This is a genomic window from Noviluteimonas gilva (assembly GCF_009740395.1).
GTDB lineage: Bacteria > Pseudomonadota > Gammaproteobacteria > Xanthomonadales > Xanthomonadaceae > Noviluteimonas > Noviluteimonas gilva.
In genome coordinates, this window is record NZ_WOXT01000005.1 from 180,716 (window position 1) to 203,427 (window position 22,712).

At 67.1% G+C, this 22,712-nt stretch carries 23 protein-coding genes and 1 tRNA gene; 6 read left to right on the forward strand and 18 right to left on the reverse strand.

What is annotated here, in order from left to right; translation table 11 throughout:
* Positions 1-10: 10 nt before the first annotated feature.
* Complete coding sequence (gene uvrB / locus GN331_RS15050; RefSeq protein WP_156643105.1) at positions 11-2,050, reverse strand: excinuclease ABC subunit UvrB; 2,040 nt, start codon at positions 2,048-2,050, stop codon at positions 11-13.
* Between the two features lie 169 nt (positions 2,051-2,219).
* Between uvrB and GN331_RS15055 the strand changes: the two genes are divergently transcribed.
* Complete coding sequence (locus GN331_RS15055; protein ID WP_197427174.1) at positions 2,220-2,789, forward strand: GspH/FimT family protein; 570 nt, start codon at positions 2,220-2,222, stop codon at positions 2,787-2,789.
* A gap of 65 nt (positions 2,790-2,854) precedes the next feature.
* On the opposite strand, the gene GN331_RS15060 is transcribed toward GN331_RS15055, so the two are convergent.
* The 5 genes from GN331_RS15060 to GN331_RS15075 form a co-directional block, all read right to left on the reverse strand.
* Positions 2,855-2,931 (reverse strand) — tRNA-Asn (locus GN331_RS15060).
* Positions 2,922-4,694: a prepilin-type N-terminal cleavage/methylation domain-containing protein gene (locus GN331_RS15065; protein WP_197427175.1), complete on the reverse strand. Its 1,773-nt coding sequence runs from the start codon at positions 4,692-4,694 to the stop codon at positions 2,922-2,924. The genes GN331_RS15060 and GN331_RS15065 overlap by 10 nt, the downstream gene beginning before the upstream one ends.
* Positions 4,695-4,705: 11 nt before the next feature.
* On the reverse strand, positions 4,706-6,265 hold the full coding sequence (locus GN331_RS16600; RefSeq protein ID WP_197427176.1) for a pilus assembly PilX N-terminal domain-containing protein: 1,560 nt from the start codon (positions 6,263-6,265) through the stop codon (positions 4,706-4,708).
* Between the two features lie 3 nt (positions 6,266-6,268).
* Positions 6,269-6,763 carry a prepilin-type N-terminal cleavage/methylation domain-containing protein gene (locus GN331_RS15070; RefSeq protein ID WP_197427177.1) on the reverse strand — a complete coding sequence of 165 codons (495 nt, stop codon included), beginning with the start codon at positions 6,761-6,763 and terminating at the stop codon, positions 6,269-6,271.
* Positions 6,757-7,353, reverse strand: a complete 597-nt coding sequence (locus GN331_RS15075) for a GspH/FimT family pseudopilin (protein ID WP_156643109.1) — start codon at positions 7,351-7,353, stop codon at positions 6,757-6,759. Before GN331_RS15075 ends, GN331_RS15070 begins: the two co-directional genes overlap by 7 nt.
* 141 nt (positions 7,354-7,494) lie before the next feature.
* On the opposite strand from GN331_RS15075, the gene GN331_RS15080 reads away from it, so the two are divergent.
* Positions 7,495-7,920: a type IV pilin protein gene (locus GN331_RS15080; RefSeq protein WP_197427179.1), complete on the forward strand. Its 426-nt coding sequence runs from the start codon at positions 7,495-7,497 to the stop codon at positions 7,918-7,920.
* Here the strand turns inward: GN331_RS15080 and ppnN are convergent, their stop codons facing one another.
* The 5 genes from ppnN to grxD all read right to left on the reverse strand — a co-directional run bounded on the left by ppnN (position 7,921) and on the right by grxD (position 14,599).
* Positions 7,921-9,294 (reverse strand): nucleotide 5'-monophosphate nucleosidase PpnN, encoded by a 1,374-nt coding sequence (gene ppnN / locus GN331_RS15085; RefSeq protein ID WP_156643111.1) that lies wholly within the window; start codon positions 9,292-9,294, stop codon positions 7,921-7,923.
* A gap of 80 nt (positions 9,295-9,374) precedes the next feature.
* Complete coding sequence (locus tag GN331_RS15090; RefSeq protein WP_156643112.1) at positions 9,375-12,686, reverse strand: TonB-dependent receptor; 3,312 nt, start codon at positions 12,684-12,686, stop codon at positions 9,375-9,377.
* A gap of 247 nt (positions 12,687-12,933) precedes the next feature.
* Positions 12,934-13,539 carry a MarC family protein gene (locus GN331_RS15095; RefSeq protein ID WP_156643113.1) on the reverse strand — a complete coding sequence of 202 codons (606 nt, stop codon included), beginning with the start codon at positions 13,537-13,539 and terminating at the stop codon, positions 12,934-12,936.
* Positions 13,536-14,282 carry an SDR family NAD(P)-dependent oxidoreductase gene (locus GN331_RS15100; protein ID WP_331713506.1) on the reverse strand — a complete coding sequence of 249 codons (747 nt, stop codon included), beginning with the start codon at positions 14,280-14,282 and terminating at the stop codon, positions 13,536-13,538. The genes GN331_RS15095 and GN331_RS15100 overlap by 4 nt, the downstream gene beginning before the upstream one ends.
* The gene (gene grxD, locus GN331_RS15105) at positions 14,279-14,599 is read right to left on the reverse strand and encodes a Grx4 family monothiol glutaredoxin (protein WP_331713516.1); all 321 of its coding nucleotides are present in this window, start codon (positions 14,597-14,599) and stop codon (positions 14,279-14,281) included. Before grxD ends, GN331_RS15100 begins: the two co-directional genes overlap by 4 nt.
* Positions 14,600-14,690: 91 nt before the next feature.
* Here grxD and GN331_RS15110 point away from each other — a divergent pair, with 91 nt between their 5' ends.
* Positions 14,691-15,269 carry a superoxide dismutase gene (locus GN331_RS15110; protein WP_156643115.1) on the forward strand — a complete coding sequence of 193 codons (579 nt, stop codon included), beginning with the start codon at positions 14,691-14,693 and terminating at the stop codon, positions 15,267-15,269.
* 19 nt (positions 15,270-15,288) lie between these two features.
* Here the strand turns inward: GN331_RS15110 and GN331_RS15115 are convergent, their stop codons facing one another.
* Entirely contained in the window at positions 15,289-16,428 is a 1,140-nt protein-coding gene (locus GN331_RS15115; RefSeq protein WP_156643116.1) for a 5-(carboxyamino)imidazole ribonucleotide synthase, read from the reverse strand.
* A 6-nt stretch (positions 16,429-16,434) separates the two neighbouring features.
* Complete coding sequence (gene purE, locus GN331_RS15120; protein ID WP_156643117.1) at positions 16,435-16,950, reverse strand: 5-(carboxyamino)imidazole ribonucleotide mutase; 516 nt, start codon at positions 16,948-16,950, stop codon at positions 16,435-16,437.
* A 79-nt stretch (positions 16,951-17,029) separates the two neighbouring features.
* Between purE and GN331_RS15125 the strand changes: the two genes are divergently transcribed.
* A complete protein-coding gene (locus GN331_RS15125) occupies positions 17,030-17,299 on the forward strand; it encodes a Trm112 family protein (RefSeq protein WP_156643118.1) in 270 nt (89 codons plus the stop codon).
* Positions 17,296-18,144 (forward strand): carboxylating nicotinate-nucleotide diphosphorylase, encoded by an 849-nt coding sequence (gene nadC, locus GN331_RS15130; protein ID WP_156643119.1) that lies wholly within the window; start codon positions 17,296-17,298, stop codon positions 18,142-18,144. The genes GN331_RS15125 and nadC overlap by 4 nt, the downstream gene beginning before the upstream one ends.
* Positions 18,145-18,151: 7 nt before the next feature.
* Here the strand turns inward: nadC and GN331_RS15135 are convergent, their stop codons facing one another.
* Positions 18,152-18,934, reverse strand: a complete 783-nt coding sequence (locus tag GN331_RS15135) for an FHA domain-containing protein (RefSeq protein ID WP_156643120.1) — start codon at positions 18,932-18,934, stop codon at positions 18,152-18,154.
* A gap of 95 nt (positions 18,935-19,029) precedes the next feature.
* Here GN331_RS15135 and GN331_RS15140 point away from each other — a divergent pair, with 95 nt between their 5' ends.
* Positions 19,030-19,356 carry a DUF3301 domain-containing protein gene (locus GN331_RS15140; protein ID WP_156643121.1) on the forward strand — a complete coding sequence of 109 codons (327 nt, stop codon included), beginning with the start codon at positions 19,030-19,032 and terminating at the stop codon, positions 19,354-19,356.
* A gap of 3 nt (positions 19,357-19,359) precedes the next feature.
* Here the strand turns inward: GN331_RS15140 and GN331_RS15145 are convergent, their stop codons facing one another.
* The 4 genes from GN331_RS15145 to GN331_RS15160 all read right to left on the reverse strand — a co-directional run bounded on the left by GN331_RS15145 (position 19,360) and on the right by GN331_RS15160 (position 22,710).
* Positions 19,360-19,812, reverse strand: a complete 453-nt coding sequence (locus GN331_RS15145; RefSeq protein WP_156643122.1) for a ClpXP protease specificity-enhancing factor — start codon at positions 19,810-19,812, stop codon at positions 19,360-19,362.
* Between the two features lie 28 nt (positions 19,813-19,840).
* The gene (locus GN331_RS15150) at positions 19,841-20,476 is read right to left on the reverse strand and encodes a glutathione S-transferase N-terminal domain-containing protein (protein ID WP_156643210.1); all 636 of its coding nucleotides are present in this window, start codon (positions 20,474-20,476) and stop codon (positions 19,841-19,843) included.
* Between the two features lie 217 nt (positions 20,477-20,693).
* Complete coding sequence (locus GN331_RS15155) at positions 20,694-21,443, reverse strand: cytochrome c1 (RefSeq protein WP_156643123.1); 750 nt, start codon at positions 21,441-21,443, stop codon at positions 20,694-20,696.
* Entirely contained in the window at positions 21,436-22,710 is a 1,275-nt protein-coding gene (locus GN331_RS15160; RefSeq protein WP_156643124.1) for a cytochrome b, read from the reverse strand. Before GN331_RS15160 ends, GN331_RS15155 begins: the two co-directional genes overlap by 8 nt.
* Positions 22,711-22,712: the final 2 nt, after the last annotated feature.

The window sequence follows — 22,712 nt, forward strand, 5'->3', positions numbered from 1 at the left end:
CCTGCCCCGTTCAGGTCGCGAGGCTGGCGTCCTTGAGCTTGCGGATTTGATCGCGAACGCGCGCGGCGTCCTCGAATTCCAGGTCGCGCGCGTGCTTGTACATGCGGTCTTCGAGTTGCTTGAGCTTGGCGGCGATCTGCGAGGCGTCGAGCGCGCCGTAATCGACGCGTTCCTCGGCCACGGCGGCCACCCTGCCCTTGCCCCGCTTCTTCGCCTCGCCCGGCTCGGTGCGCGCGCCTTCCATGATGTCGACGATGGGCTTGGACACCGACACCGGCACGATGCCGTGCTCGGTGTTGTATTCGACCTGCTTCGCGCGACGGCGATCGGTTTCGTCGATCGCGATCTTCATCGAACGCGTGACGCTGTCCGCGTAGAGGATCGCCTTGCCGCGGAGGTTGCGCGCGGCGCGGCCGATGGTCTGGATCAGCGAGCCGGCGCTGCGCAGGAACCCTTCCTTGTCGGCATCGAGGATGGCGACCAGCGAGACCTCGGGCATGTCGAGGCCTTCACGCAACAGGTTGATGCCGACCAGCACGTCGAACCGGCCCAGGCGCAGGTCGCGGATGATCTCCACGCGTTCGACCGTGTCGACGTCGGAATGCAGGTAACGCACGCGACAGCCGTGTTCGCCGAGATATTCGGTGAGGTTTTCCGCCATGCGCTTGGTCAGCGTCGTGACCAGCACGCGATCGCCCATCGCAACGCGCAGATTGACCTCGCCGAGCAGATCGTCGACCTGCGTGGCGACCGGGCGGATTTCGACTTCCGGATCGATCAGGCCCGTCGGGCGCACCACGAGTTCGACGACTTCGCCGGCGGACTCGCGCAACTCGTACGGACCGGGCGTTGCCGACACGTAGATGCTGCGCGGCGAACGCAACTCCCATTCCTCGAACTTCAACGGCCGGTTGTCCATCGCGGACGGCATGCGGAAACCGAACTCCACCAGCGTTTCCTTGCGCGAGCGGTCGCCCTTGTACATCGCGCCGATCTGCGGAACGGTGACGTGCGATTCGTCCACGACGAGCAATGCATCAGGCGGCAAGTAGTCGTACAGGCACGGCGGCGGCTCGCCCGGCATGCGGCCGGTGAGATGGCGCGAGTAGTTTTCGATGCCGTTGCAGTAGCCGACTTCGGCCAGCATTTCCAGATCGTAGGTCGTGCGCTGTTGCAGGCGCTGCGCTTCGACCAGCTTGTTCTGCGCGTACAGGTATTCCAGGCGATCGCGCAATTCGGCCTTGATCAGGTCCACCGCCTGCAACACCGTGCGGCGCGTGGTGACGTAATGCGACTTCGGATAGATCGTGTAGCGCGGCACCTTGCGCAGCACTTCGCCGGTGAGCGGATCGAAGATCGACAGCGTTTCGATCTCGCCGTCGAACAACTCGATGCGCAGCGCTTCCATGTCGCTTTCGGCCGGATGCACGTCGATGGTTTCGCCACGCACGCGGTAATGGCCGCGCTGGAGTTCGAACTCGTTGCGCGTGTACTGCATCTCGGTGAGGCGGCGGATCAGCTCGCGCTGCTCGATGCGCTCGCCGCGCACCATGTGCAGCACCATGTTGAAGTATTCGTTCGGATCGCCCAGGCCGTAGATGGCCGAGACGGTGCAGACGATGATCGCGTCGCGCCGTTCCAGCAGCGCCTTGGTCGCCGACAGGCGCATCTGCTCGATGTGCTCGTTGATCGAGCTGTCCTTCTCGATGTACGTGTCCGACGAGGGCACGTACGCCTCGGGCTGGTAGTAGTCGTAATAGCTGACGAAATACTCGACCGCGTTGTGCGGGAAGAAGGCCTTGAACTCGCCGTACAACTGCGCGGCCAGCGTCTTGTTGGGCGCCATGACCAGCGTGGGCTTCTGCACGCGGTTGATGACGTTGGCGATCGTGTAGGTCTTGCCCGACCCGGTGACGCCGAGCAGCGTCTGGCGCGCCAGGCCGGATTCGAAATTGGCGATGAGTTTTTCGATCGCCTGCGGCTGGTCGCCGGCCGGCGAATAGGGCGAGACGAGTTGGAACGGCGTGAGGTCGGACGACTCTGGGCGCATCGGGCTCTGGCAGCGAGGGTGCAGCGGGGGATCGGGCGAGTGTAGCGCCGGCGGGATGAAGCCTGAGGCGCTGGCGCGGGGTTATCTGATGCTGGGTCGCGAGCTTCGCGGACGGTGGTCGCAATGCGTGCGACGCAGCATCGGAAGGCCCGGTTGCGAGGTCTTCGATATGCGTGCCCTTCCCGCGGAATTCAACGGCGGCCGCCGCGTGCGCGGTGTCACCTTGATCGAGGCGTCGATCGTGGTGGCGGCCGTTGCGACGCTCGCCGCCCTCGCGGTCCCGCGCCTGGGCGCCGCGCGCGAGGCCGCGCGCAGCAACGCGGCGCACCAGGCGCTGCTCGCGTCGCTGATGGTCGCGCCGACGCATGCGGCGTCGACCGGCGCGGAGGTGGTCGTCTGCCCGGGCACGCCCACCGGATGCGCGGGCACGCACGACTGGAGCGGGGGCTGGATCGTCTTCGCGGACCGCGACGGCGATCGCGTGCGCGATCCCGCGAGCGAAACCTTGATCCATCGCGCGGGCCCGGCCGGCGGTCGCGCGCATTTGCGCACGACGGCCGGGCGCACGCGGCTCGTGTTCCAGCCCGATGGCAGCGCGTCGGGCTCGAACGTCACGTTCACCTTGTGCGACGGCCGCGGGCCACAACGCGCGGTGGCGCTGGTGATGAACAACACGGGCGCGTTGCGGGCGACGACCGCCACTGCTGCGCAGGCGCAGGCGTGCATGGCGCCGATGTAGGTGCAGGCGGACGTGCAGGCAAGAAAAAAGGCCTGCATCGCTGCAGGCCTTTTGTCAATCGAATCTGGCGCCCGAAGTTGGACTCGAACCAACGACCCCCTGATTAACAGTCAAGTGCTCTAACCGGCTGAGCTATTCGGGCGGGGGCGCATATTCTGGCCGCCAGTGCGGGGCGCCGTCAATCCGCGCGACGCCGCTTTCGCCGATTTCGAACAATTGCGCGTCCTCCAGCGTGGTTTCGTCGCCTTGCAGGTCGGTTGCGCCGGGGAGTTGCGCGCTGACGGCGGCGCCGGAATTGGACATGCGCGCGCTGGCGATGGCATCCGACACGCCCGGCGCGAGGGCCTGCACGCGTCCACCGGGCGTTGCATCGGCCGCGGCGGGATCGCGCGAATCGACGGCGAGGACGTCCGGATCGCGCGCGGACCAGGCCGCGAGGTCGGTGAGGTCCAGTGTGATGAACGGGAGGAACGGGAGGACGCAGTCGGCGAGGTTCGCATGGCCCGGCGCGCATCCGCCGTGCGCGCGGCGTGCGTCGATGGCGGCGTCGAGGCTTGCGCGCGCCTGCGGTTCGAGGTGGTCGACGTAGAGCGCGCGTGCGTGGAGGTGACGGCGGTCGGTCGGCGACGGCGCGGGGATCGTGATGCGCTCTGGTTGGTTGAGGCCGCGCGCGGTTTCGTCATGCAACGCGTTTGCGTTGCCTGGCGTGTCGGTGTCGGCGTATTGGGCGAGATAGTCGCGAAGGAATTGCGCGTAGCGTTCGGCCGCTTGCGGATCGGGTTTGCGCGAGGCTGCGGCGACACCATCGACGGTTTGGGTTTGCAACAAACCGAAATGGCGCGCGCGAAGATCCGCGGCGGTGCGCCACCAGCCGTCGATGCGAACCAGGCGGCAACTGTCGATGTAGTCGCCCGAGCTCGTGTCGTGCACGGGAACCAACGCGCCGATGTCATCGAGGGCGTACTTCCGGTAGACCAGGTCGGTGTTGGCCGTGTCGAACTTCGGATGCAGCGATGGGCCGGGCGCGTCGTGCCGGTCGCGACAACATTCGCGACAGCGCGGGCTCTGGACGGCATCGGGGTTCGGGCCCGCGACGTAACGCTCGCCCGGCGCCTGCGCGTTGTCTTCCGGCACGTGGACGGCGTAGCGATGACCGGTCCATACGGCGGGCCAGCGCGCGTTGCGATGCAGTGTCCCGAGTTGCGCGCCACCGGCCCCGTAGCGACAAGCACATTTCACGATCTCGGTTTCGATGCGATTGTCGAGACGGGCACCCGAGCCATCGTCGGTGTACGTCACCGTGTCGAAACGCGTGCTGCCGATCGGGTCGATCGACGGCTGCGTGGTGGCGCTTACGCTGCCCTCGCCGATGGGAATCGGGACCATGCCGGGCTCCAGGGCCGATGCACTCGATGTCGCGCGTCGCGCCTGGGCATGCAGCGGCGCCTGCGCGACGGCGTGGACACGATTGGGCGCCAACGCGAGCTCGCCCAGCACGGTGCGCAGTTCCACCGTGCGCGTTTCGCCGGTCGGCGCGGTCCACTCGGCTGAAACACGGACGGACTTCAACGCACCGCCGGCCGATGGCGCGACCGTGCGGTGCAGGAGCAACCCGCGGAGGCCGCTGTCGCACGCCGCGTGCTCGGCCTCGTTGGCTGGCGTACCGCAGGCGACATTGCGCGCGTCGATGGGCGCGTCGAGCGATGCGATATCCGCAAAGGGTGTCGCGCGCAAGGCGTCGATTTCGGTCGACACGAGTGCGAGCACGCGTGCCCTGCCCTTCGCTTCCGCGGTGCTGCGGGCGAGTGCGCCCTGCAGGGCCGCGAGCGCAAGCAAGCCCGTTGCGAGCAGCGCGACGGCGACGAGGACTTCGAGGAGGGAGAAGCCGGCGTTCGATCCTTTCATCGTGGCCTCCATCAATACGACACGCCGTCGCTCCACGCGCCGGGAATCGGCGCGTGTGCGGCGGGGATGGTGTCGCGGAGCCTGGCGATGACGTCGGGCGCGGACACGATCGCGCTGTCGCCGCTGGCCTGTTCCATCGCGCCCTGCACGACGACGGCGCCATAGACCGCAGCGCCGGACTGCAATCGCAACTGCGCGCTGCCGCCTGTCGCGGGGTCGGGCGCCTCCTCGCGCGCGCGTGCGAACACGACGCCGAAGACGCGCCCGCGAATGTGCAACGGGCCATCGGCAACGAGCAGCACGGGCGCATTCGGCGTGCCGAGTTGATCTCCGGCGCCGATGTCGCAGTTCGCCTGGCACCAGAGCAAGCCGGAGAGGGCGGTCGACGGGAAGGATTCCTGCAGCGTCTGATCCGGCCGCATCAATGCGAGCGAAGCGGGATCGCGCGGCACGATGCGCCTCGCATGGCGGTAAAGGAAGGCCTCGTCTGCGGGAAGCTCGACGCGGCCCATCGTCGTTGGTGCGACGAATGGCACCGTCGGCGTGCGTGTTTCGCAGAATCCATCCCCGTCGGAATCGCTGCGAGCGACCACGCCGAACATTTGCGCGAATAGATCGCAGGGAAACGCGCCGGGCGCGACATCGACGTTCAATCCGAGTCCATTGGCGCCATCGCTTCCGTCGACATCGAGCACGTCGATGCCTTCCGGATCGCGACTGTCGACGAGGCTGCCGTCGGCGGGACATCGGCAGGTGTCGCAGGTCGCGACGCCGTCCTCCAGCGCCGGCGCACCGCCATCGAAGAACTCGCCGGCGTGGCAGGTGTTCGCCACGGATTTCCGCACGTCCTTGCGACTCCACGCGGACACGGGAACACCCGCGCCTCCTGCGTTGGGATTGGCGACGACATGCAGCGGCGCCCGCAGGTCGACCGTACCGCTTGCGACGACCGGCGGCATGCGCAGGTTCGGCGTAACGACTTCAACGCGCGCGAACGTCTGCGCGACTGTCGCGCGCGCACCTTCATCCGGTAGCCGCGCGACACCGACGACGGTGTACTGCAAGTCCTCGCCCGCGTCGGCCGGTTCCGTCGTGCAGCGCGCCGCATCTTCCCGAGCGACGCGGCACAGGACGACGCCTGCGCCATACGCGATGCGCTGGAACGCACCCACCTGCGCGATACGTCCATCGACCAGCGGCAGCATGCGTTCGTCGAACACATCCACGACCCCGTCGCTGTCACGATCGCCACCGGACTCCGTCCAGTAGTACATCGACGCACGCCGCGAAGCATCCGGAATCGCACCACACGGAAACGCCACCGCTTGCGCCAGGCCTGCGCACGGCTGCCACTGCGAGCCGTGCGCCAATCGCGTCGGATCCCCATTGAGCCACGCGACGCCTTGCGCGACAGCCGCCTCTGCGAGTTCGCCGACCACGCGCGACCGCACGCCATTTCCCGACGCCCGCTGTTCGAAAACGCCGACATGCAGCGTCATCAGCGTGACGACACTCGCCAGCAACAACACCACGATGGCGGCCACCAGCGCATTGCCTTTCGAAGGTCGCATCGCTCAACCTCCGTTCGAACGCAGCGCGACGACGTGCCGCAGCGTGGCTTCGCGCCCGGACAGGAACGCCGGCGGATTGCGCAACGTGGCAGTCAGCGCGATCTCGACGCGACGATCGTTCACGGTCGTGTCGTGGACGAAACGCAGCGTGGTCACACGCACGGCATCGCTGCCGACGACCAGGCCCGCACTTCCGCAATCCACTCCGGGCCCACGGCGCAATTCGATCTTGCCCGCATGCTCGCGGATCGCGACGCCCGCGCCACGAAGACAACCGGGCGATACGGCAATCTCGGTTCCGGGTCCACGCGCGCGCCGCACTTCCATCACGATCAAGCCCATCGTCGTCCGCAACTCCTGCTGCAGGCGCGTGGACAACACGGTCTCGCTCCCGGCGCGCACCAATTGCAGGAAGAAGCCGAGCGCCGCCGCGATCACCAGCAGCCCGAGCGCCAGCGCAACGAGCAACTCCACCAGCGTGAAGCCGCGCGTCAACATGACCGGATTCCGGCAATCGTGCCGCTGTTGCTGCATACGGATGCGTGCCCGAGCGGCGAAATCGCGATGCGCAGCGCAAAGCGCCCGCTGCGCGAAACCAGGCGCACTGCGTCAGCGTCGCCGGCGCGCATGCCGGTCGCCCCATCGAACGCGAATGCCTCCATCGGCGAAGGCAGCAGGACCCCGCGATGCAGCGCGCTTGCCACCACCGCACGCCGCGCATCCACCACGCATGTGTCGCCGCCGGCAAGACAGTCGCAAGCATCGAGCCCCGTCATCGGCATCCCAACCGACGGCAACGACGCCTCGCGCGCGCCTACGCACCACTGCGCACCCTGCCCCGAAAACCGAACCGAGACCGCGCGCGCCTGCGTGACCGCCGCCAGCCTGGCTTCCGCGACGAGCGCGACGACGGCATCCGCGGCGCCCCGCAACCGTGCCTTTTCGAAGTAAACCGTGAACGCAGGCACCGCCAATGTCGCGAGGATCGCGAACACCGTCATCGCGACGATGAGTTCGACCAGCGTGAATCCGGGCGCCCGCCGGGCGCGCTTGTCTCGAGGCATCCGTGCCTCCTCCGTGTTGTCCATGGCGAGTCGGTGTAGCACGGCGTTCCGGCGCGCATGCCAGCCCAGACCGACGAGCGGGAACGGATGGGGGCCCCAACGGTTCCGGGCGAGCGAATGGGCAGGCGTAGCATCGTTCGCACGCCTGCCAGGGAGCGCACCGCGATGCGTCGCGAAGTCGGATTCACGCTGATCGAGTTGATGATCGTCGTCGCGGTGGTCGCGATTCTCGCGATGATCGCGCTGCCGATGTACACCGAGCAGACGCGCAAGGGAAAGCGCGCGGAGGCCGCGCAGGCGCTCGGCGACATGCAGTTGCGCCAGGAAAGTTGGCGCGCGGACCATCCCACTTACGGCGTGCTCAACGACCTCACCGGCAGCGCGGCCAACACCACCGCCTACAACAACGGGCTGAAGCACTACACGGTCAGCGTGTCCGGCAACACGGGCACCGGTTACACGCTCACGGCCACGCGCAAGGGCGAGATGGCCTCCGACCCCAAGTGCGGCAACTTCACGATGACGATGGTCGCGGGCGTCGTGACCAAGGGCGTCAGCACCGGCGACGCCGACTACTGCTGGCGCAAGTAGTTACGTCACCACGCGATAGCACGGGCGGTATTCGCCCGCGATCTTCATGCGGCGCTGTTCGACGAACGCGCGCAGCAAGCCATCCAGCGCATCCATCATGTCGCGGTCGCCGTGGATTTCGAACGGCCCGTGTTGCTCGACGCGCCGCATGCCGTCTTCCTTGACGTTGCCGGCCACGATGCCGGAGAACGCGCGGCGCAAATCGGCGGCGAGCGCGTGCGGCTTGCGGCCGTGGTGCAGGTCGAGCGCGGCCATCGCTTCATGCGTGGGCACGAAGGGTTTCTGGAATTCCAGCGGCACTTTCATCGCCCAGTTGAAGAAGAACGAATCCTTCTGCGCGATGCGGTAGTCCTTCACCTTGCGCACGCCGGCCGCCATGCGCTTGGCGGCCTTGACCGGGTCGCCGACGATGATTTCGTAGCGCGAGGTCGCGGCCTCGCCGAGCGTCAGGCGCAGGAACTGGTCGATCTGTTCGAAATACGGCGCGGCCGCGGTCGGGCCGGTGAGGATCAGCGGGAACGGCAGGTCCGCGTTCTCTTCGCGCAACAGGATGCCGAGCAGGTAGAGGATTTCCTCCGCCGTGCCCACGCCACCGGGGAACACGATGATGCCGTGGCCCATGCGGACGAAGGCTTCGAGGCGCTTCTCGATGTCCGGCATGATCACCAGGTGGTTGACGATCGGGTTCGGCGATTCGGCCGCGATGATGCCGGGCTCGGTGATGCCGATGTAACGCATCGTGCGGCGGCGCTGCTTGGCGTGCGCGATCGTCGCGCCCTTCATCGGGCCCTTCATCGCACCCGGGCCGCAGCCCGTGCAGATGTCCAGGCCGCGCAGGCCGAGCTCGTAGCCGACTTGCTTGGTGTACAGGTATTCGTCGCGGCCGATCGAATGGCCGCCCCAGCACACGACGAGGTTGGGTTCGGTCGGATGCAGCACGCGCGCGTTGCGCAGCAGGCCGAACACCGCGTCGGTGATCGCATCGCCGGTGTCGAGGTCGCGCTCGTTGAGTTCGATCGCGGTGTACGCAAGGTCGCGCACGACGGCGAACAACAATTCGGCGACGCCGCGGATGATCTCGCCATCGACGAAGGCCATCGCCGGTGCGTGGTGCAGGTCGATGCGCACGCCGCGGTCCTGTTGCAGGACCTGGATGTCGAAATCGGGATAGAGCTCCTGCGCGGCGCGCGGATCGTCCGAGGCGCTGCCGCTGGTGAGCACGGCGAGCGCGCAGCGGCGCAGCAGGTCGTGCATGCCGCCGGAGGAGGCATCGCGCAGGCGCGCGACTTCGGCGCGCGACAACACGTCGAGGCCGCCGCGCGGATAGATGCGGGCGTTGACGGTGGGGAGCATGTTCCGGGCTTCTTCGTTCATGCCGAAAGGGTAGCGCAAAACCGGAAACGGCCGGGTTTCCCCGGCCGTTTCCTTCACGACGTGTACTGCGGTCTAACGCATCAGAACTCGTAACGCAGGGTCACGTTGGCGGCCCAACGCTGCGACGGCGCGAAGTTCTCGTTCACCGGCAGCGCGGTCGGCGCGTAGTTGCCGTTGGCATCCAGGTACGGGCGGATGTCGTACTCGTACTTGCCGTCCGGCGTCACGTTCGACACGTTGGCCAGGGTGCGTTCCAGCGGGAAGCTGGCGCGGTGCTCGACGCCCCAATCCTTGTTGAGCAGGTTGAAGAAGTTGAAGATGTCGAGGCGGATTTCACCCTTGTGGCCTTCGCCGAAGCCCGGGATTTCCTGGGCGAACGAGAGGTCGAGCTGGTTCACCCACGGGGCGCGGCCTTCGTTGCGGTCGAAGATGCTGCCCTGCTGGCGCACGAGCTGGTCGTTGTTCGCGATGTACGTGAAGAACGAATCGATCGAAGCCTGCGAGGTGCCGGCGATGAAGGTGACTTCGTCGCGGTTCATCGGGATGTAGGCGAGGTCGCGGAACGACGAATCGCCGTTCACGTCGTTGCCGAACACCCAGCTGTACGGCGCGCCGGAGTGGCCGTCGTAGATCGCCGAGAACTTGGTCGCGTACTCACCGAAGAACGCGTGTTCCCACGCGAACGTGGCGAGCAGGCGCTGCGGGATCGAGTAGTTCGACGTGGCCAGGTAGTCGTCGTTCGGGTTGATCCAGTCGCGGTTGCCGTAGGAGCTGCTGGCGACCGAGCTGGTGCCCGGGTTGACGTCCTTGGCCTGCGCCAGGGTGTACGACACCGACGCCGACCAGTCGTTCGCGAACGGCTTGCGCCACTGGAACGTCAGGTTGTCGGCGTAGCCCTTGTCGGTGTTGGTCAGCAGGATGTTCTGGCCGAACGACGGGTTGGCGTTCCAACGCGCCGGGTTCGCACCCGACGTGCCGGTGGTCGTGCCGTTCGGGGTCTGCTGGTACGCAAGGCGACCATCCGGCAGCACGCCGGTCGGCGCACCCAGGTTGATGTTGTCGTACTTGATGCCCTTGATCGTGTCGATGTGCTGCGCTTCGACCGTGAACACCGAATCCAGGAACGGCAGCTGGTAGTCGTAGCCCAGCGTGTACTTGGCGACGGTCGGCAGCTGGAAGTTCGGATCGACGATCGCGAGCGACATCGTCGAACGGCCCAGGCCCGGCTTGGTCAGCGCGACGTCCGGCGGGGTCTGCGTCGAACCGTTCGGGTTGAACGGCGGGGTGACGTTCGGCGTGGTCGGGTCGAACGCGCCCACGTCGTAGGTCGCCACGGCGACGCCGTTGTTCGAGAACGGGTTGCCGAGCCACACGGCCGGGGTGTTCGACACGAACAGGCCCGCGCCACCGCGGATCTGCGACTTGTCGTCGATCATGAAGTTGAACGACGCACGCGGCTGGAGGATGTCGTTGCCGTCGATCGTGCCCTGGTTGCTGAAGCCGTAACCGCCGACGGCGGCATTCGGGTTCGCCGGGTTGTTGCGCAGGCCGCACGGGCCGAGGTCGCCGGTGGTGCCCGGGGCCGCGGCGAAGCACGGGTTGAACGTCGGCGTGTCGTTGATCTGCGGGATGTCGTAGCGCAGGCCGTACTGCACTGACAGGCGGTCGTTGACCTGCCAGGTGTCCTGCAGGAACAGGCCGTACTGCTTGGTGGTCAGCACCGCGGCGACGTTGTTCAAGTCGTAACCCGGCGCCGGCGTGGCGAGCTGGTAACGGTTGTAGTTGCCGTCGATGAAGTTCTGCAGGCCGTTGAACTCGTACGCGCCGTTGTAGTTCTGCAGGAACAGGTTGTAGAGCTCGTCGCTCTGGTAATCCACGCCGCCCTTGAGCACGTGGTCGCCGAGGTAGTAGCTACCGGCGAAGTACGCGTTCCAGGTCTTGACGTTCAAACGGTTGGCATGGGTCGGCGGTTCGGTGCCGAGGAAGATGCCCGGGCCGCTGTTGCCCGTGCCGGTGCGCACGAGCACCGACGGCTGGTGGCCGCCGACCATCGGGTCGCGGTCCTGGTTGAACTCGCTGTAGGCGATCGAGGTTTCGGTGCTGAAGTTGTCCGCCCAGTCGTCGTAGAAGCTCAGCGCGTAGGCGGTGGACTTCTTGTCGAGCGTGTACCAGTTCGACGACAGCGCGAGGCGCGGGTTGGAACCGGTGACCGTGCCGTTGACGACGATGGGTTCGAATTCCTTCGTCTGGCTCAGGCGCAGCGAGGCGCGGTGCGCGTCGTTGATGTTCCAGTCCAGCTTGGCGAGGTAACGGTCGGTCTCCATGTCCGGCGCTTCGCCGTTGTCGCCCGGCGTCATGCCCTTGGCGGTGGCGGCGGCGGTGACACCGTTGATGAAGTCCTGCGAGATGCCGGGGACTTTCAGCGTGGCGGCCGATTCGGCCGGACCGGTGATCGAGCCGATGCCGTCCTTCTTCTGCTTCTCAGCCGAGACGAAGAAGAACAGCTTGTCCTTGACGATCGGGCCGCCGACGGTCAGGCCGAACGTGCGGTCCTTGTCGTAGCCTTCCCAACCCTTGCCCGAGGCGTTGTCGCCGACCATGCTCGCGGCGTTCTGGTAGACGAAGTACGCCGAGCCGTGCAGGTCGTTGGTGCCCGACTTGGTGACGGCGTTGATCGTCGCGCCCACGCCGCGGCGCGTGGCCACGTCGTAGTTGGCGGTGGAGATGTTGTATTCCTGGATCGCGTCCTGGGAGATCGGCGTGCCCTTGGTGGGCAGGCCGTTGTCGTTCAGGCCGAAGGGGTCGCCCGCGTTTACGGTGTCGACGGTGATGCTGTTGTAGCGGAAGTTCTGGCCGTTGGCCGAGAACGCGCCGCGGTCGCGGTCGGTGATGACGACGCGGGGATCGGCACGCACGATGTTCTGGATCGAGCGATCCGGGGCCGGCATGCGGTCCATGTCTTCGCGCGAGAGCGTCGTGGAGATGCCCTTGTTGTCGGGCTGGATGACCGACGAGCCCGTCACCGTGACGGCGGCGAGTTCCTGCGGGGCGATCGACATGTCGACCTGCGCCACCTTGTCCAGGGGCAGGTAGACGTTCTGCTGCGTCTTCGTGCCGGCGTCGGCCTTGTTGACCGTGACCGTGTACGGGCCGCCGACTCGCAAGCCGCGCGCTGCGTAACGACCGTTGGCATCGGTGACCGCCTTGCTGACCGTGCCCGATTCGGCATGCACGATCGTGACTTCGGCGCCCGCGACGGGCTGGCCGGAGGCATCGACGACGCGGCCGCCGACACCGGCGGACGTGCTCTGTGCGAACACGGGCGCGGCTGCGAGGGCCGCGATCAGCGCAACCGACAGCTTCGACAGCCGGACGCGATTTCGATCAGTCATCTTGGATCACCTTGGATGGGAGTTTTTTGAACAGACGCAGTCCCACGCCCGCATGTCCATATGCGCGCCTGAGACCCAACAGATTGGGGGTGCCCCGCCCTTCGCGTGGACCGCTTGGGCTAACGACAGTTTAACACCATAGATTCCGCGGATGACCGGGAAATGACGGCTGCGGGACAGTGTCGGGGCGGTGCGCCGGCCTGAATCTTTCAGGGATCGGCGCCACCGAAAGGCCACGCGCCGGGGGTCAGGCCCCCGGGCTGATCGTGCTGGTCACGTAGGTGCCCAGCCCGTCGAGGAACATCTGCACGGAGATCGCCACGAGCAGCATGCCCATCAGGCGCTCGAGCGCGATCAACACGCTGGTCCCGAGCCATTTGTAGACGACGGTCGCCGAGAACAGGATCGCGGCCGTGGCGCCCCAGGCGATCAGGAGCGCCAGGCTCCATTCGGGCAGGCGCGTGGGTTCGTTGCTGCCCATCAGCATCACCGCCGCCATGCCCGAAGGCCCTGCGACCAGCGGGATCGCCATCGGCACGATGAAGGGCTCGCCGCCATGCAGGTCGCCCATCAGGCCTTCCGGCGGCGGGAAGATCATGCGCAGGCCGATCAGGAACAGCACGATGCCGCCGGCGATCGACACCGATTCCTGCCGCAGGTGCATCAACTCCAGCGCGTACTTGCCGCCCCACAGGAACAGCATCAGCACGACCAGCGCGATGAGCAACTCGCGCGCGAGCACGACGCGGCGACGCGCGGGCGTCAGGGGCTTGAGCAGCCCGAGGAACACCGGGATGTTCCCGAGCGGATCGAGGATCAGGAACAGCAGCAGTGCGGCCGACGCAATCGTCATTCGAGCGAACCGGTCGCGCCCCGCGCGATCTCGCCGTTGAACGCCACGCCCATCGGCGACAGCAATTCCACGCAAGCCTGTGCGGCGAATGCGGGATCGCGCGCGTCGCGATCCATGTCGTCGACGAAGGCCCGCGCGCGCAAGCCGGTGCGCATCGGGCCCGGCTGCAGGCCGGCGACGCGGATCGGCGAGTTCGCAAGTTCGGCATGCAGCATCGACACCAGGCCGACGCGCGCGTGCTGCGCCAGGCCATACGCGCCCCAATACGCATTCGACACGCGCTCGAGATCATCGACGACGAACACCACCGAGGCGTCGTTCGACTTGCGCAGCACCGGCAGGCACGCCTGCGTGAGCCACGCCGGCGCGGTGACGTTGACGTGCATCGCGCGCGCGAACGCGGCCGGCTCGGTGTGTTCCAGCGGCGTCAGCCCGCGGAAATCGGCGGCGCAATGCAGGATGCCGTCGAGGCGCCCGTAGGCGTCGTCGACGCGATGCGCGAGTTCGGCGAAATCATCGGGCGATGCGCCTTCCAGATCGAGCGGATACAGCACCGGCGCCTTCGCCATCGCCGCGATCGCGTCGTGCAGCTTTTCCATCTGGCGCACGTTGCGACCGAGCAGCACCACCGTGGCGCCGGCCTGCGCGATGGCCTTGGACGCCGCCGTGCCGAGCCCGCCATGCGCGCCCGTCACCAGGACGACGCGTCCGGCCAGCGGCGCGTGTTCGATGGGGAAACTCACGCCTTCTGCGCTTCGGCGATCATCCGCGCCAGCTCGCCGGCCTCGGCGAGTTCGCACGTGATGTCGCACCCGCCGATGAGCTCGCCGTTGATGAACAACTGCGGGAACGTCGGCCAATCCGAGTAACGCGGCAGGTTGGCGCGGATCTCCGGCTCCTCGAGCACGTTGACCGTATGCAGCTGCGAGGCGCCGGCACCCTTGAGGGCCTGCACCGCGCGGCTGGAGAAGCCGCACATCGGGAACTGCGGGGTGCCTTTCATGAAGAGCACGATGGGATGGCCGGTGACTTCGGCCCGGATGCGCTCCTGGATGGGCACGGACTGCAGGGACATGGTGGCTCCGTAAAAGCGTTGACGCGACGTGGGGCTAGAATTGTAAGTCTTCACCGCCCCCCACATGGAGTCCGTCATGGCGATCGAGCTGCCGCCCCTGCCCTACGACCGCACCGCGCTGGAACCCCACATTTCGGCCGAAACGCTGGATTACCACCATGGCAAGCACCACAAGGCCTACGTGGACAACCTCAACAAGCTGATCGCCGGCACCGAGTTCGAGTCGATGGACCTGGTGGAGATCGTGCGCAAGTCCCAGGGAGGCATGTTCAACAACGCCGCCCAGGTCTGGAACCACACCTTCTACTGGAACTGCATGAAGCCCGCCGGCGGCGGCGAGCCGCAGGGCAAGTTGGCCGATGCGATCGCCAAGGCCTTCGGCGACGTGGGCAAGTTCAAGGAGCAGTTCACCGATACCGCGATCAAGACCTTCGGTTCGGGTTGGGCGTGGCTGGTGCAGCGCCCCGATGGTTCGCTCGCGCTGGCGAGCACGCCGAACGCCGCCACGCCGATCACCGGCGAAGACGCGCCGCTGCTGACGTGCGACGTGTGGGAACACGCGTACTACGTCGACTATCGCAACGCGCGTCCGAAGTACGTCGAAGCGTTCTGGAACCTGGTGAACTGGGACTTCGTTTCGAGCCAGATGCGCTAAAGCCGCACCGGTTGCGACATCAACGCAGGGCCGCGATCACGGGTTCGACCTGGGATTCGCGGCCCAGCTTTTTTCCGACGCGCGCAAGCGTTTGCGCAAGTTCCTGCGGCGTATTCGCCCGCAGCGTCGCGTGCCCGACCTTGCGGCCGGCGCGCGCTTCCTTGCCATAGTCGTGCCAGTGGCCGCCGGGTTCTGCGAGCACGGCGTTCGGATCGGGCATCGTGCCGATCCAGTTGAGCATGCACGCCTCACCCACCATGCGCGTGGCGCCGAGTGGCAAGCCGAGCACTGCGCGCAGATGGTTCTGGAACTGCGAGGTCTCGCTGCCTTCGATGGTCCAGTGGCCGGAGTTGTGCACGCGCGGCGCGAGTTCGTTGGCGAGCAACTCACCATCGCGGCAGAACAACTCGAGCGCGAACACGCCGACGTAATCCAGCGCATCGGCCAGCGCGCGCGCATGCGCGATCGCCTTGTCTTCCAATTCCTGCGACACCGGCGCGGGCGCCAGGCTCGCGGACAGCACGCCGTCGACATGCCAGTTCTGCGTCAGCGGCCACGCGCGGAATTCGCCATCGCGACCGCGCACGCCGACCACGCTCACTTCCTTGTCGAACGCGACGAAGCCTTCGAGGATCAATCCCACCGTGCGCGCCTGCCCGCCGAGCGCATCCCACGCGGCGTCGGCGTCGGCGAGCGACTTCAGGCGGAACTGGCCCTTGCCGTCGTAGCCCAGGCGACGCGTCTTGAGGATGCACGGCGTGCCGATCGTCGCGAGCGCGGCGTCGAGGCCTTCGCGCGAATCGATCGCGGAGAACGGCGGCACCGGGATGCCGAGTTCGCGGAACAAGGTCTTTTCAGCGAGGCGATCCTGCGCGACGGCCAGCGCGCGCGGGCTCGGGAACACCGGCACGCGTTCGGCCAGCCATTGCGCGGATTCGGCGGGGACGTTTTCGAAATCGAACGTCGCGACATCGATCTTCGATGCGAACTCCGACAACGCGCGTTCGTCGCGCCAGTCGCCGACGATCATCGGCGCGAACTGCCCGGCGCACGCATCGGCGACCGTGTCCATCACCAGGAAGCGCAGGCCGAGCGGCGCGCCGGAAAGAGCGAGCATGCGGGCCAGCTGGCCGCCGCCGAGGATGCCTACGGTCGTCATTCGAATCTACTTTCGCGGATCGTCGTTGTTGGCGACGTCGTCGGTCTGGCGCGCGCGGAACTGCTCGAGCGCTGCGCCGATGGCCGGGTGTGTGGTGGCGAGCATCGCGGCGGCGAACAGCGCCGCGTTCGATGCGCCCGCGTTGCCGATGGCGAACGTCGCCACCGGAATGCCGGCCGGCATCTGCACGATCGACAGCAGCGAGTCCATGCCGTTGAGCGCCTTGCTCTGCACGGGCACGCCGAGCACGGGCACCGCGGTCTTGGACGCGAGCATGCCCGGCAGGTGCGCGGCACCGCCGGCGCCGGCGATGATCGCGCGCAGCCCGCGTTGCTGCGCCGTGGCGGCGTAGTCGAACAACACGTCCGGCGTGCGATGCGCGGAGACGACGCGCACTTCGTGCGGCACGCCCAGCGCTTCGAGTTTCTGTGCCGCGTGCTGCATCGTCTCCCAGTCCGAGCGCGAGCCCATGACGATGCCAACCAGCGGCGCGGCGTTGCCCGCGTCTTCCCTTGAGGCCATGGCGTTCCCGTGCGGCTGGCGCCTTCTGCGAAGGGGGGTATTCTAGCGGGCCTTACGAAACCCTGCCCCGCGCGCGCCCATGGATCGCAAGTTGCTCGACATCCTCGCCTGCCCCATCACGCGCCAGCCGCTGGCGATGCTCGATGCGCGCGGCCTGGCGGCGCTGAACGCCGTGATCGCCGAAGGCGGCATCCAGCGCGCCGACGGCCAGCCGCAGACCGAGGCGCTGCGTGAAGCGCTCGTCACCCGCGACCGCAAGCTGGTCTACCGCATCGACGACGGCATCCCGGTGCTGCTGGCCGAAGAGGCGATCGGCACCGGCCAGGTGGCCGACTTCCCGCCGGCATGATCGACGTCGCGCCGCCGCCGAGCGCCATCGTCGAGGCCGACGTCGCGCGCGCGCTGGCCGAAGACCTCGGCACGGGCGATGTCACCGCCGCCCTGCTCCCCGACATCCGCGACACCGCGTACGTGCTGTGCAAGGAATCGGCGGTCGTCTGCGGGCGCCCGTGGTTCGATGCGTGCCATCGCGCGCTGTACCCGGAAGTGGCGATCGCCTGGCACGTCGCCGAAGGCGACCGCGTGCGCGCCGGCACGGTGGTCGCGACGCTCGAAGGCCGCGCACGCGCGCTGGTGTCGGCCGAACGCGCCGGGCTCAATTTCCTGCAGACGCTGAGCGGCACGGCCACCGTCACGGCCGACTACGTCGCCGCGGTCGCCGGCACCGGCGCGAAGATCCTCGACACGCGCAAGACGATCCCCGGCCTGCGCGTCGCGCAGAAGTACGCGGTGCACGTCGGCGGTGGCGTCAACCATCGCATGGGCCTGTTCGACGCGGTGATGCTGAAGGAAAACCACGTGCGTGCCGCGGGTTCGCTGACGGCGGCGATCCGCAATGCGCGCACCGCGCAACCGTCGCTGCCGCTGATCGTGGAAGTGGAAACGCTGGAGCAGTTGGACGAAGCGCTGCGCGAAGGTTGCACGCGCATCCTGATCGACGAGTTCGATGCCGACACGCGCCGCGAAGCCGTGCGTCGCGCGGCGGGGCGCATTCCGCTGGAAGTCTCGGGCGGCGTGGACCTCGACACCGTGCGCGCGATCGCGCAGGACGGCGTGGATTGCATCTCGATCGGCGGACTGACCAAGCACGTCCGCGCGATCGACCTGTCGATGAAGTTGGGCCGGCGCGGCTAGAACCCGCTCAGCGGAACGCGAACACCAGCACCGCCGCGGCAACCACCGCGATGCCCGCGATCAGCATCCACATCCGGTTCGGCGTCGATGCATCCGCCGCGACTTCGTCGTGGTGCGTCTCGGCCATGCCCGGCGCGATCAGCCGGAAGCGCAGCGTGTCGAAACCGATCTCGTCGCCGATGCGCGCTTCACCGCGCAACACGCGCTTGCCGTTGAGGAAGCTGCCGTTGGTCGAGCCGAGGTCTTCGAGCAGCACGCCGTCGTCGGTGGGCAACAGGCGCGCATGCATGCGCGACAGGCCGGGTTCGTCGATGCGCATGTTGCATTCGTCGGCGCGGCCGACCGTGGTGCTGCCGAGCACGGCATAGGTGCGACCGAAGGCTTCGCCCGAGACACCGCGCAACACGTAACGCGGCAGCACGGGGCGCACCGCGGTCGCGCCCGGATCGTCGTTCGCCGATTCCGGCAAACGACCCGGAATGCCCGCGCGATGACGCACGGCGGCCGGCGCTTCCATCGACGAGAGCTTGGCTTCGACACCGTCGAACGCGACGCTGTCGCCGGGCCGCAATGCGATCAGGCCATCGACCTGGCGGCCGTTGACCGACACCGTCGTGCCCTGCGGCACGTCGAGCATCACGCCACTGGGCGTCACATGCAGCTGGCAATGTTGCGGTCGCACGCCGGGGCGATCGAGCACGATGGTCGCCTGCGGATCGGACCCCACGCGATTGACGCCGGGGCCGAGCAACACCTGCGGGTGTTCGCCGCCTGGGAAGACGAGTTTCATGCGTGTGGCTCCATCGCGTCCTGCGTGTGTGACGTCATTTGAATTCCCCCGCCTGCAGCCTTGCAGGGCCGCCAGCGCGCCGTCACATTAGGGGGATGGGAAGTCTTCTAGTTGTGATGATCGTCGCAGGCCTCGCCTTCGCGTACTGGAGCGCGGGCCGCGCGGCGGCCGAACGCGCCGAAGCGCTCGGGCGCGACGCCTGCAGTGCCGCGGGCGTGCAATGGCTCGATCAATCGGTGCATGCATCGGGCTTGCGGCTGCAGCGCGGCGAAGACGGGTGGCTCGGGTTCGAGCGCACGTTCCGTTTCGAGTATTCCTACGACGGCAGCGACCGGCACATCGGCCGGCTGGTGTTGCGCAAGGGTCGGCTGGTGTCGTTCGTCGGCCCGACGCGGGCGGCGAACGTCATCCAATTGCACTGAGCGTTACTTGATCACCCGCAGGTGGCCGCGACGCGGCGGCGACTGCCCTTGCGTTTCGGGCGTCGCATCGGTCGGCGGCGGCGTGGGTTCGTCGTGCGGGCCGGAGGGATCGTCGGGCAGCGCCATGCCCTGCCCTGTTTCGCGGGCGTAGATCGCAAGCACCGCGTGGATCGGCACGATCACCGGATGGCTCACGCCACCGAAGCGCGCGGTGAAGGTCACCGCATCGTTGTCGATCAGCAATCGTGCGACGGCACGCTCGGCGATGTTGAGCACGACCTTGCCATCGCTCACCGCCTGCGGCGGCACCTGCACGCCCGAGCGCGTCGCATCGACGAGCAGATGCGGCGTCATGCCGTTGTCGGCGATCCATTCGTTGAGCGCCCGCAACAAGTACGGGCGGTGGCTGGTCATCGAAGGGCCGGAGTCGCCGGTGCCGGTACGTTCGTCTTCCATGAATCGAGTCTAGCCGCTTCGTACGTCCTCAGGCCGGGACGACGCGCAACTTCCTTTCCTGGTCGGTGAGGCTGCGGAGGAAGCCGGGATTGCGGAAGATGCGGTTGCCGTAATCCTCGATCACCTTGCCGTCCTTCGGCAGCGGGATGTCGAGCGCCTCCAGGCGCCAGATGATCGGGGCCATCGCGCAGTCGGCCAGGCTCATTTCCGGATTCAGGAAGAACTTGCTGGCCTTGAACAGCGGCACCGAGGCGGTGAGCAGTTCCTTCAGGCGCTTGCGGCCGGCTTCGGCCTGCTGGCGGTTGCCCAGCTGGATGGCCTGCACCTGCGGGACCCAATCGTGCTCCAGGCGGAGCATCGCCAGGCGCAGGCGGGCGCGCGAGAGCGGGTCGACCGGCATCAGCGGCGGATGCGGATAGCGCTCGTCGAGGTATTCGGTGACGACCGACGCCGCGTACAGCACCAGCTCGCGCTCGACCAGGGTCGGCACCGAGTGATACGGATTGAGGTCGATCAGGTCTTCCGGCGGATTTTGCGGATCGACCGCGATCAGGTCGTAGGTGACGCCTTTGGCCGCCAGGACCAGGCGCACGCGGTGGCACAGCACGTCGTCGGTCGACGAGAACAACGTCAGGGCATTACGCATACGCGGGCTCGCGGCCATCATCGATCTCTCCATCGATCGCAGCGCCGATCGCGGACGGGACCCCACAGGGAGATCCCGTACGTCGGCTTGGCGCCGCCCACCCCTTGCGGACGGTCGCCACGACTTCCCGAGCCTAGCGCCGGTTCCGGAAAAAGTCGCCACCCCTGGCGCCTGCTTCCGGTGGCCGAATCAGACTCTGCCCGTCAGGGCAGGGGTCGGATCCGGCCGCGCGCGCTTAGTGCACGTCCTTCCAGTATTCCTTCTTGACCAAATACGCGAGGAACGTGAATGCCGCAAGGAACAGGACCACCCACACGCCGAGGCTCTGGCGCTTGAGGGCGGCCGGCTCGCCGGCGTACTCGAGGAATGCGCTGATGTCGCGGACGCTCTGGTCGAACTGCTCGGCCGACTGCGTGCCGGGCGAACGCAATTCCAGGCGCTCGACGTGCTGCTCGCCGGCTTCGTTCGGCTTGGAGAGCACGGCGTGCTGCAGGCCCTGCATTTCCCACAGCGGGTTGGGCATGGACACGTTCGGGAAGAGCGTGTTGTTCCAGCCGACCGGGCGGGTTTCGTCGAGGTAGAACGACTTGAGGTAGGTGTAGATCCAGTCGCTGCCGCGGACGCGCGAGATCAGGCTGAGGTCCGGCGGCATCTTGCCGAAGGCCGGCTGCGCGTGCGCCGCCGTCATCGACGTGCCGATGGTCTCGCCGACCTTGACGCCCGTCAGGTTGAGGTTCGCCTGCACGTCGTCTTCGGACAGGCCGAGGTCTTCGGCCATGCGCGAATAACGCAGGTACTTCAGCGAATGGCAGCCGCTGCAGTAGTTCATGTACAGCTGCGCGCCGCGCTGGAGCGATGCGCGATCGTCGAGGCGCACGCCCGACTGCTGCAGGTTGCCGCCTTCGTTTGCGAAGGCGAGCGAAGCGGTCAGCAGACCCGCGGCGAGCACCGCGGCCTTGCCGGCGCGGACGAAGAAGTTAGTCATGCATCGTCACCCGTTCCGGCACCGGCTTGGTCCGATCCAGTTTCGTCCAGATCGGCATGGTGATGAAGAAAACGAAATACAGGAAGGTCAGCACGCGGCCGATGATCACTTCGGACGGGTCCGTGCCCGGGCCGCCGCCGATCTTGCCGAGCCAGACGAAGCACACGGCGAGCATCAGCAACATCGCCCACGACAGCTTGCCGCGGTAGCGGTAGGACTTCACCGGCGACTTGTCGAGCCACGGCACCAGGAACAGCACGGCGATCGCGGCGAACATCACCAGCACGCCCCACAGCTTGATGGCGAACCACGACGGGATCACGCGCAACATCGCGTAGTACGGCGTGAAGTACCACGTCGGCTTGATGTGCTCCGGCGTCACCAGGCGGTTGGCTTCCGTGAAGTTGTCGTGCTCCAGGAACAAGCCGCCGAAGGTCGGCGCGAAGAAGATGATGAAGGCCGCCAGGATCAGGAAGAACCCGACGCCGAACAGATCCTTGCCCGTCGTGTAGTACGGGTGGAACGGGATGCCGTCGGCCGGCGCGGTCGTGGACCAGCGATTGCCCTTCGGACCCTTCTTGATGTCCACGCCGTCGGGGTTGTTGGACCCGACTTCATGCAGCGCGCCCAGGTGCAGCACGACCAGCAGCAGCAACACCAGCGGCAGCGCGATCACGTGCAGCGCGAAGAAGCGGTTGAGCGTGGCGTCGCCGGGCAGGTAGTCGCCCATGATCCATTCGGTCAGGCCGTTGCCGATGACCGGGATCGCGCCGAAGAGCGAAATGATCACCTTCGCGCCCCAGAACGACATCTGGCCCCACGGCAGCACGTAGCCCATGAAGGCTTCGGCCATCAGCACCAGGTACAGCACCATGCCGATGACCCACACCAGTTCGCGCGGCTTCTGGTACGAGCCGTACATCAGGCCGCGGAACATGTGCAGGTAGACGACGATGAAGAACAGCGAGGCGCCGGTCGAATGCATGTACCGGATCAGCCAGCCCCACTCCACGTCGCGCATGATGAATTCGACCGACGAGAACGCTTCGGCCGCGGACGGCTTGAAGTGCATCGTCAGGAAGATGCCGGTCAGGATCTGGTTGACCAGCACGACCATCGCGAGCGAGCCGAAGTAGTACCAGACGTTGAAGTTCTTCGGCGCGTAGTACTCGGTCATGTGCTTGCGGTACACCGGCATCATGCCGGGCGCGCGCGCGTTGACCCAGTCCATCACGTTGTTCGCGGTCCGCGTCAGGAGATTGGCCATGG